The organism is uncultured Pelagibacterium sp. (assembly GCF_963972885.1).
Classification (GTDB): Bacteria; Pseudomonadota; Alphaproteobacteria; order Rhizobiales; family Devosiaceae; genus Pelagibacterium; species Pelagibacterium nitratireducens.
The window spans coordinates 1-7,716 of the sequence record NZ_CAXAXY010000122.1 but is presented as its reverse complement, the minus strand read 5'-3'; the positions used below and the strand labels follow the sequence as shown (position 1 = coordinate 7,716).

At 62.4% G+C, this 7,716-nt stretch carries 8 protein-coding genes and 1 pseudogene; 6 read left to right on the top strand and 3 right to left on the bottom strand.

The window, feature by feature from the left end:
- The 6 genes from fabG to gmk all read left to right on the top strand — a co-directional run.
- Positions 1-682 (top strand): 3-oxoacyl-[acyl-carrier-protein] reductase (gene fabG, locus AACZ55_RS14685; RefSeq protein WP_339647297.1); only part of this gene is annotated, 682 nt, incomplete at its 5' end.
- 206 nt (positions 683-888) lie between these two features.
- A complete protein-coding gene (locus AACZ55_RS14680; protein WP_090595791.1) occupies positions 889-1,125 on the top strand; it encodes an acyl carrier protein in 237 nt (78 codons plus the stop codon).
- Between the two features lie 33 nt (positions 1,126-1,158).
- The gene (gene fabF, locus AACZ55_RS14675) at positions 1,159-2,421 is read left to right on the top strand and encodes a beta-ketoacyl-ACP synthase II (RefSeq protein WP_339647300.1); all 1,263 of its coding nucleotides are present in this window, start codon (positions 1,159-1,161) and stop codon (positions 2,419-2,421) included.
- Between the two features lie 249 nt (positions 2,422-2,670).
- Complete coding sequence (mltG, locus tag AACZ55_RS14670) at positions 2,671-3,816, top strand: endolytic transglycosylase MltG (protein ID WP_339647295.1); 1,146 nt, start codon at positions 2,671-2,673, stop codon at positions 3,814-3,816.
- Positions 3,816-4,709: a YicC/YloC family endoribonuclease gene (locus AACZ55_RS14665; RefSeq protein ID WP_339647293.1), complete on the top strand. Its 894-nt coding sequence runs from the start codon at positions 3,816-3,818 to the stop codon at positions 4,707-4,709. The genes mltG and AACZ55_RS14665 overlap by 1 nt, the downstream gene beginning before the upstream one ends.
- A gap of 40 nt (positions 4,710-4,749) precedes the next feature.
- Complete coding sequence (gmk, locus tag AACZ55_RS14660) at positions 4,750-5,394, top strand: guanylate kinase (RefSeq protein ID WP_339647291.1); 645 nt, start codon at positions 4,750-4,752, stop codon at positions 5,392-5,394.
- Here gmk and rsmA read toward each other — a convergent pair.
- The 3 genes and pseudogenes from rsmA to AACZ55_RS14645 all read right to left on the bottom strand — a co-directional run.
- The gene (gene rsmA, locus AACZ55_RS14655; RefSeq protein WP_339647289.1) at positions 5,391-6,236 is read right to left on the bottom strand and encodes a 16S rRNA (adenine(1518)-N(6)/adenine(1519)-N(6))-dimethyltransferase RsmA; all 846 of its coding nucleotides are present in this window, start codon (positions 6,234-6,236) and stop codon (positions 5,391-5,393) included. The genes gmk and rsmA overlap by 4 nt on opposite strands.
- Positions 6,233-7,219, bottom strand: a complete 987-nt coding sequence (pdxA, locus tag AACZ55_RS14650; RefSeq protein WP_339647286.1) for a 4-hydroxythreonine-4-phosphate dehydrogenase PdxA — start codon at positions 7,217-7,219, stop codon at positions 6,233-6,235. Before pdxA ends, rsmA begins: the two co-directional genes overlap by 4 nt.
- Positions 7,220-7,232: 13 nt before the next feature.
- Positions 7,233-7,716, bottom strand: a pseudogene (locus AACZ55_RS14645) (hypothetical protein); the annotation flags it as partial.

Sequence of the window (7,716 nt, the reverse complement as noted above, 5' to 3'; positions counted from 1 at the left end):
CTCGGCCATCGCCAAAGCTCTGGCCGCTCAGGGCGCCGAAGTGGCCCTCTCGGGCACCCGCGTCGGAGCGCTCGAAGAGGTTGCCAAGGGCATTTCGGGCAAAAAGCACATTCTGCCCTGCAATCTTTCCGATCTCGATTCGGTCGAACGTCTGGTACCGCAGGCCGAGGAGGCCATGGGTGGCGTCGATATTCTCATCAACAATGCCGGCATGACCCGCGACAATCTGTTCATGCGCATGAAGGACGAGGAGTGGGACGACGTCCTCAAGATCAATCTGACCGCCCCCTTCCACCTCACCCGTTCGGCCATCAAGGGCATGATGAAGCGCCGTTTTGGCCGCATCGTTTCGATCACGTCGGTGGTCGGCGTCGTGGGCAATCCCGGCCAGGGCAATTATGCCGCCTCCAAGGCCGGTCTTGCCGGCATGAGCAAGTCCCTGGCCTATGAAGTGGCCAGCCGCGGCATCACCGTCAACACCATTGCGCCGGGCTTTATTGCCTCGGCCATGACCGACGAATTGAACGAAAAGCAGCAGGAAACCATTCTTCAGAAGGTGCCGGCCGGCCGGCTCGGCACCGCCGAGGAGGTTGCCGCCGCCGCCGTGTTCCTTTCCAGCGAGGGCGCAGCCTACATCACCGGCCACACCCTCAACGTCAATGGTGGAATGGTGATGATCTGATGGGTAAAGGGACTTGCGTCCGCTTGCTTTGACGATATGGTCATGCACAACAAAGTGTGATAGTTGCGCCGGCACACTGTAGCCGGCAGTTAAAAAAATAGGGCAAAAAGCCCGGAAAATCCGCCGCTGCGCAAAAAGGGAGCTCTCCCTGCCCAGAGGCAGAGCGTTAAACAACGAACTCTTAGTCTGCAAAAAAGGAAGACACTATGAGCGACATCGAAGATCGCGTCCGTAAGATCGTCGTGGAGCATCTCAACGTCGAGGCCGACAAGGTCACTGAAAAGGCCAGCTTCATGGACGATCTGGGAGCGGATTCGCTCGATCAGGTCGAACTCGTGATGGCCTTTGAAGAAGAATTCGGCGTGGAAATCCCCGATGACGCTGCCGAGTCCATCCAGACTTTCGGTGACGCCGTCGCCTTCCTCACCAAGGCAACTGCATAATCGGCTTCGCCGGTTAGCTTTACGCCCATGAAAATGCGCCGCGTCGTCGTCACCGGTCTCGGTATCGTCAGCCCTCTGGGCGTTGGTCACGAAACCGTTTGGTCCAATATTCTTGCGTCCAGATCTGGCGCGCAGCGTGTTACCGACTTTGAGGTTGGCGATCTGGCATGCCAGATCGCCTGCCGCATTCCAATGGGCGACACCGCCGAGGGCAAGTTCAATCCCGATGATTGGATGGAGCTCAAGGAACAGCGCAAGGTCGATCCGTTCATCGTCTTTGCCATGGCGGCGTCCACCCAGGCCCTCCGCGATTCCGGCTATGAGGCAAAAACCCTCGAACAGCAGGAGCGCAGCGGCGTTCTCATCGGTTCGGGGATCGGCGGGGTTGGCGGCATCTACGATGCCTCGATCACCTTGGCTGAAAAAGGCCCGCGCCGCATCAGCCCGTTCTTTATTCCCGGCCGCCTCATCAATCTGGCATCCGGCTACGTTTCCATCGAGCACGGCCTCAAAGGTCCCAATCATTCGGTGGTCACCGCCTGTTCCACCGGCGCGCACGCCATCGGCGATGCGGCCCGCCTGATCGCGCTCGACGATGCCGACGTGATGGTGGCCGGCGGCGCCGAATCTCCGATCAACCGCCTCTCGCTTGCCGGCTTTGCCGCCTGCCGCGCGCTGTCCACGGGCTTTAACGATGCCCCGGAAAAGGGCTCGCGTCCCTATGACAAGGACCGCGACGGGTTCGTCATGGGCGAGGGCGCCGGTATCGTCGTTCTCGAGGAATACGAGCATGCCAAGGCACGCGGCGCCCATATCTATGGCGAAGTGATCGGCTATGGCCTGTCGGGTGATGCGCACCACATCACCGCGCCCGCCGAGGATGGCAATGGCGGCTTCCGCGCCATGTCCGCCGCCCTCAAGCGCGCCGGTATTGCACCAGCCGAAATCGACTACATCAACGCCCATGGCACCTCGACCCCGCTCGGCGATGAAATCGAACTGGGCGCTGTCACCCGTCTTCTGGGTGATGCCGCGTCCAATGCCGTGATGAGTTCGACGAAATCCGCCGTCGGCCATCTGCTCGGCGCGGCCGGCGCTGTCGAAGCTATCTTTTCGCTGCTGGCCATGCGCGACAATATCGCGCCGCCGACCATCAATCTCGACAATCCCTCGGTGGAGTCCGTCATCAATTTGGCCCCGCACACGCCGGTGAAAAAGGAAATCAACGTGGCGCTGTCCAATTCCTTCGGCTTTGGCGGCACCAACGCATCCCTGATCTTTTCCAAGGTCGGCTAGCCTTAGCGCCCAATCCTTTTTACCTCGTCGTCCTCGGGCTTGATCCGGGGACCTGCCACCTCTCCGCGCCCACGGCAGAAGTGGCTGTAAACGCCGTGCTGGCAGCCCTAATCCCCCATTTGACCCTTGTTTTCGCCCGATTTTTTGGCCCATATGACCATGCGGCCCATGCGGATTCGCACGCATAGACTATCCTTGATATGACGGGCCCAAGGCCCGCGCCAGACTGAAGGGGGTGAACTCGACCGCATGGCCGACCGCAAGAAGAAGAACCGCCGCCGCTCGTCCAATGGCTTTTTCGAGGCCCTCAATGGCCTGCTGACCCTTATTCTGCTCGCTCTTTTGGGCATCGCCGGCGTGTTCATCTATGGCGTCACGGTTTTTAACGCCGACGGGCCGTTCGATGAGGACCGCAGCTTTGTTGTCGAATCCGGCAATGTTCTTGGCACGGTTGCCTCGCGCCTTGAGGAACAGGGGTTCATTTCCAACGCCGATGTCTTCAATTACGGCTCGCGTCTTTTGCGTCGCGGAGACGATCTGCGCGCTGGCGAGTTCAACATCGCCGCCAACGCATCGATGCTCGATATCATCCAGGAGCTGACCGAAGGCACCCCGATCCAGCATCAGGTGGTGGTCCCGGAAGGCTTTACCTCCTGGCAGGTGGTCGAACGCGTCAATGATGACCCTGACCTGACCGGCAACATCGACGTCCTGCCCCCCGAAGGCAGCCTCTTGCCCGGCGCCTATTCCTATCGCCGCGGTGATACCCGTCAGTCGGTGATCGACGCCATGACCGCCGCCATGGACGAGGCGCTGGCCGAAATCTGGGAAGGCCGCGACGAGGATCTGCCCATCGAAGACCCGGCCGATCTGGTCATTCTCGCCTCCATCGTCGAGCGCGAAACCGGGCTGGCCAGCGAACGGCCCCAGGTCGCCGCTGTGTTCGTCAACCGGCTCCGTGTCGGCATGCGCCTCCAGTCCGATCCCACGATCATCTATGGCATTACACTCGGGCAGGGCGCGCTCGGGCGCGGTCTGCGCCGTTCGGAGATCGATCAGGTCACCCCCTACAACACCTACCAGATCGACGGTCTGCCCGCCGGCCCCATCGCCAATCCGGGCATCGATTCCCTGCGTGCCGTCGCCCACCCCGACGAACACGATTATCTCTATTTCGTCGCCAAGGGCGCCGTGCCCTCCGATGGTCACGTCTTTGCCGAAACCTATGCCGAGCATCAGCAGAACGTCGCCGCCTATCGCGAAATCGAGCGCCAGGCCGCCGAGGATGCCGCCGATGCCGAAGCGCAGGCCGAAATGGACGCCATAGAGGCCGATCAGGCCGCCGAGGCGGGCGATCCGGCCGCCCAGGAACCCGCAGCCGAAAGCCAGCAGTGATGGCACGCCCGCTCGCTTCGATGACCGGTTTCGGGCGCGCCAGCGCCCAGAGCGACGGCTATTCCATTCTCGTCGAAATCAAATCGGTCAACGGACGCGGGCTCGATGTCCGCTCACGCCTGTCGCCCGGCCTCGACGTGCTCGATGGCGATATCCGCCGGATGGTGGGCGAGAAGCTGGCGCGCGGTTCGGTCTCGATTTTCGTCAACCTCCAGCGCCAGGCCGCCGATACCGAACTCGTCGTCAATGAACGCGCCCTTGATCGCGTCCTTACTTTGATCGAGAGCCTCGAAAAGCGCATCGACGCCCGCAAGCCTTCGATCGAAGCCATCCTTGCCCTCAAGGGCATCATGGAGGCCGAAGAGCCGCAACTGACGCCCGATGTGGAAGAACGGCTCCACGCTTCGGTCCTCGATTGCCTTGGCGTGGCCCTCACGGCCCTTGTCGAATCCCGTCGTGGCGAGGGTGAACGCATCGGCGCCATCATCGCCCAGCGCGTCGAGGAAATCGCTTTTCTCGCCGACACCGCGCAGGCCCATCCGGCCCGCTCGCGCGACGCCATTCTGGCCCGTCTGCGCGATCAGGTTGCCACCCTGCGCGATGCCGACAAGGGTCTGTCCGAAGAGCGCCTGCATCAGGAAGCGGCGCTTCTGGCCACCAAGGCCGACATCGCAGAGGAACTCGACCGCTTCACCGCCCACATCACCGCCGCCCGCGATCTTTTGGGCAAGGGCGGTCCGGTCGGACGAAAGCTCGATTTTCTCAGCCAGGAATTCAACCGCGAGGCCAATACGCTGTGCTCGAAAAGCAATGATGTGAGCCTGACCGCCATCGGGCTTGACCTCAAGGCGGCTATCGATCAGTTACGGGAGCAGGTCCAGAATCTGGAGTAATCCGGAAGACGCCGGACGGGGCAGGGCAGGGAAAACGACAATGATGGATTTTGCGCGCCGCGGCGTCATGCTGGTGATCGCTTCGCCGTCGGGGGCCGGAAAATCCTCGATCTCACGGCAATTGTTCGCTCAGGATCCCAACATCCGCCTTTCGGTTTCGATCACCACCCGCACCCGCCGCACCGACGAGATCGATGGCACCCATTATCATTTCATCGACGTCCCCACGTTCGAGAAAATGCGCGAGCGCGGCGAACTGCTCGAATGGGCCGAGGTGCACGGCAATTACTACGCCACCCCCCGCGAAAAGGTCGAAGAGCGCCTCTCGGCCGGCAAGGATATCCTGTTCGATATCGACTATCAGGGCACCCTGCAGCTCTACGAGAACTGCCGCGAAGACATGGTCACCGTCTTCATTCTGCCCCCCTCGATTGCCGAGTTGCGCGCCCGTCTCGAACGCCGCGCCCAGGACAGCGAGGGCACCATCGAAAAGCGCCTGCGCAACGCCCGCAAGGAGATGGAGCACTATTCGGAATACGATTACGTGCTGGTCAATGAAGACCTCGAACAATCGGTCCAGATGGTCCGCTCCATCCTCGCCAGCGCCCGCCTCCAGCGCGGCCGCCAGACAAGACTCGAAGGTTTTGTCGATGAACTGAAGGCTCAGATCGACGCGCTGGGCTAACCGCGCAGCCGCGCCACGTCCCGCGCCAAGGCAATATAGGTCGAAACCGGCAGCGTCTCGGCCCGCTCGTCACCCCTGAGACCCACGGCGGCAAACAGCGCCTCCAGCGGCACGCCCAACCCCTTCATGCTCTGCCTTATCATCTTGCGACGCTGCCCGAAGGCATGCCGCGTCACTTCCTCCAGAGCCCGCACCGGAACATCGGATTCAACCGGCTTGGGTACAATGTGTACAACTGACGAGGTGACTTTGGGCGGCGGCGTAAAGGCATTCCGGTCAACGTTCATGGCAATGCGTGCATCAGCCCGCCAGCCCGACAGAACGCCCAGCCGCCCATAAGCCTTGTCCTCGGGCGTTGCCACGATCCGCTCGGCGACTTCGCGCTGGAACATCAGCGTGAGGCTCTCGAACCACGCCGGCCAGGGCTCCTGAGACAACCAGCCGGTCAGAAGCGGCGTGGCGATATTATAGGGCAGATTGGCGACGATTTTCGTGCGCCCCTCGGCCAGCGCGCCGTAATCGACCTCCAGCGCATCGGCGGAAATCACCTCCAACCGCCCCCGATAGGCTTCGGCAATCTGGGCAAGCGCAGGCAGCGTGCGCTCGTCACGCTCGATGGCGATGACCTTTTTCGCCCCCGCCGCCAGCAAGGCCCGCGTCAGCCCGCCGGGCCCTGGACCCACCTCGATCACCGTGACATCGGTCAGATCGCCGGCGCTGCGCGCGATCCGTGCCGTCAGGTTCAGATCGAGCAGGAAATTCTGCCCCAGCTCCTTTTTCGCGCGCAGGTCATGCTCCGCGATCACTTCACGAAGCGGCGGTAAACCATCGATCTGACTCATGAAATCGCGTCCGCCAACCGTATCGCCGCCAGCATGGAATTATGCGAAGCCTTGCCCGTGCCCGCCAGCGAGAACGCAGTGCCATGGTCGGGCGATGTGCGCACGATCGGCAGCCCGAGCGTCACATTGACCCCCGCATCGAACGCGACGGTCTTGATCGGGATCAACGCCTGGTCGTGATACATCGCCACCACGCAATCATAATTGCGCCAGTGCGGTGGATAGAAAAGCGTATCGGCGGAAAGCGGTCCGAACACGTCGATTCCCTCCCGGCGCAGGGCGGCCAGTGCCGGAATGATCGTATCGACCTCTTCGCTCCCGATCATCCCGTCTTCCCCCGCATGCGGGTTGAGCCCCGCCACCCCGATGCTGGGCTTGGCAATGCCGAACCGCGTCGAAAGATCGCGTGCGATCACCCGGATCGTTTCAAGGATCAATTCGTGCGTGATCTGCCTCGGAACCTCGGCCAGTGGAATGTGAATGGTCAGCGGCACCGTGCGCAGATCGTCATGGGCAAGCATCATCACGGGCAGGGGGACGGCATCGTCCTCGGCACAGAGCGCCGCCAGAAACTCGGTATGGCCGGGATATTCAAACCCCGCCCCATAAAGTGCCGCCTTGTGGATGGGCGCCGTAACCATCCCACGGAATATCCCGGTCTGCACGGCCTCGACGGCCTGGGCAATGGCCCCCACCACAACCGGCGCCGTATTGGGATCAGGCTCGCCGGGCGTGTCCCCGACGTCCCCGGCAATATCGATCACCGGCAGGGCGTTCTCGAAAGTCGCCGTCGTATCTTGGGGCGCCACCGCCCTGATTTCGATATCGAGGCCCAGCCGTTCGGCTCGCGCCGCGAGGAACCCGGCATGGCCGTAAACGGCAAAGACCGGCAGCCCGAGGGACCGCCGGTCGGCGTAGAGTTGCAGGATCAGGTCGGGACCGATACCGGCCGGTTCGCCCATGGTGAGCGCAAGCGGGGTCACGGTTCCTCGCCTGCTAGCGGCGGATGATCGAAGCGCTGGAACGCAACCGGCCCAGATAGGCTTCGGCTTCGGCCTGCAAGGCGTCCGTGCCTGCTTCCTGGCGCAGCTCTTCGGTCAGGAAGGTCAAATCCTCCGCTTCGGCCTTTTCACAGACCGCCAGCATCGAAACGCCGTTCTCGACGACACGCGGGCTCGAAATCTGCCCCACGGTCAGCCCGGCCAATTCGTTGGCAATGGCCTCGGGAAGCTGGGTGGCGTGCCGCCGGCCCAGATCGCGCACCGCGGCATCGGTATACTGAATGGCCAGATCGACAGCGGCGTCGCAACCATTGTAGCGGCTGCGGTACTGGTTGGCCTCTGCCGTGCGCCGCGAGGCGGAAATGCCCGACCCCTGCGGAATGACGAACAGCACTTCCTTGAGGATATAGTCAAACCCCAGCGCCGGGGTCACCTGTTCGGCCGCCTGCATCTCCAGATCGAGTTCGGAAAGCTGGATG